Genomic DNA, 1,607 nt, shown 5'->3' with positions numbered 1-1,607 from the left:
CGACCCCCGCTACGGCCGCAACAACCTATTCAACACTTTTCCTAAGCGGACGTCGCTGTCCGGCTTACGGTCCTGTGCTCCCGTCCCGGGCGCGCGCGTTATCTGAACTTATACACCCTCGACATTGCGGCCAGGCCGATCACAGCACCGAATCCGCATATCGCCGGGATTAAGAAGACACTGAGAAGGCAGAGGACCGCAACGCCGCAGCCACCAGTCACCCCACCCAAGCCATGCTGAGAGCTCCAGAACCCATGACGATTGCTGAAGGGGGGTCAGGCGATTGGTATTGATCGTGTCCACAAGCTCTTCGACAGAAACGAGATGCAGCGAGCGAATGGTTCGGCCGGCGTCTTGTGCCAAGGTCCTCGATGATCGACCGAAAATCCAACCGTACACCCGCTCAGGGTGCCCATGTGCTACCGATGACGGCTGGCTCGTCGTGCCCCTCCGGCAGGTCGGTGAACTTACGAGCATCGCCGGGGCGCCGGTCGGGCCTGCTCGGGTGCGTCATCTGGTGAATCACGTCATCGGCCGACCTTAGAATGCCGACACGTTCCAACCCCTTCAGCATCCCCACCGTCGACAGGAGGTGCAGATATGGCGGTCGGTTGATGACCCGAACATCCTTGTCCTCGTAGAGAAGGACCACTGGCTCCTGCGGCGTCAAATACTTCCGGAGACCATCATCGGATCTCATGAATTCGCCGATAGCGGTTTCGCCGGCTCCTGACTTCACCTTTTCTCCTGCGGCTCGCTTGGCGCGGACGAACTGCCCGTACTCGGTGTTTTCAACAACGAATGGCGGCCGGTTGTCGTCAATAAATGACTTAACCGCGCGATCCTTCGGGTAATCGAGGTCGCTGGTCAATTCGTCATAGACGGCATCCACGACGACGAGCTTCATCTCCAGCTTCAGCAGCAGATCTAGGCGATCCGCAACCCACAAGCTGTTGAAGGGCCCTGCATCAGGAATAATGATCGTGCAACGCTTCACGAATGCTTCCACAAACGTTCGAACAGGGCGGCCTGGTTTTCGACCTCGTGAGGAGCCGGCATGGGCATGGGCAGATCCGCATCGCCCAACGCGACCAACAGCTCGGAATAATCCCGCAAATCGAGTTCCCGAAGTGCATCTTCGCTGGAGATCTCACCTTTGGAGAAAGCTAAAAGCGGACCGTAAACAGCCTCGGGCCCATCCGCCCCAATAACCGCCTCGAGGTGGGATCGCACGATCGCGGTCATGGTTGTCCCATGATCGGCCGCATAGGCTTTAGCCTTCGCCACCAACTCCTCAGGCAGGTTGAAAGTCGTGTTCTTGAGCATGAGCGCACCTTAGGTCATCACATATATATGTGAACGCCGCCGTTGACGTCAACTTATTCCAGCGGAACGGGCGGCAACAGACCGGAACTGGGAGCCGACCAAGAGTTTCCCGGGGGCTTCAGGGGCCTCATCGACATCCACCCAGGTACCGAGCAGCTCATCTCGCGCATAGCAAGACGCACCAACACGATCCGCCGTGTAATTCACTTAAGCTTTTGCTAATGCGCACATGGGCCGTCCACCGGGCCTTTCGGGATGGCAGCTTTCAGGAACTGCACAAA

General features: G+C 58.1%; 2 protein-coding genes. Both read right to left on the bottom strand.

The genetic code is table 11. From position 1 onward, the window contains the following. Positions 1-403 precede the first annotated feature (403 nt). Complete coding sequence (locus tag GGR20_RS18400) at positions 404-997, bottom strand: hypothetical protein (protein ID WP_183312813.1); 594 nt, start codon at positions 995-997, stop codon at positions 404-406. After that, the gene (locus GGR20_RS18395; protein ID WP_183312812.1) at positions 994-1,326 is read right to left on the bottom strand and encodes a DUF6364 family protein; all 333 of its coding nucleotides are present in this window, start codon (positions 1,324-1,326) and stop codon (positions 994-996) included. Before GGR20_RS18395 ends, GGR20_RS18400 begins: the two co-directional genes overlap by 4 nt. Positions 1,327-1,607 lie beyond the last annotated feature (281 nt).

The sequence above is a fragment of the Devosia subaequoris genome, from assembly GCF_014197055.1.
GTDB classification, from domain to species: Bacteria; Pseudomonadota; Alphaproteobacteria; order Rhizobiales; family Devosiaceae; genus Devosia; species Devosia subaequoris.
Note: the sequence above shows the minus strand (reverse complement) of the source record. Positions and strands in the feature narration are given on the sequence as shown.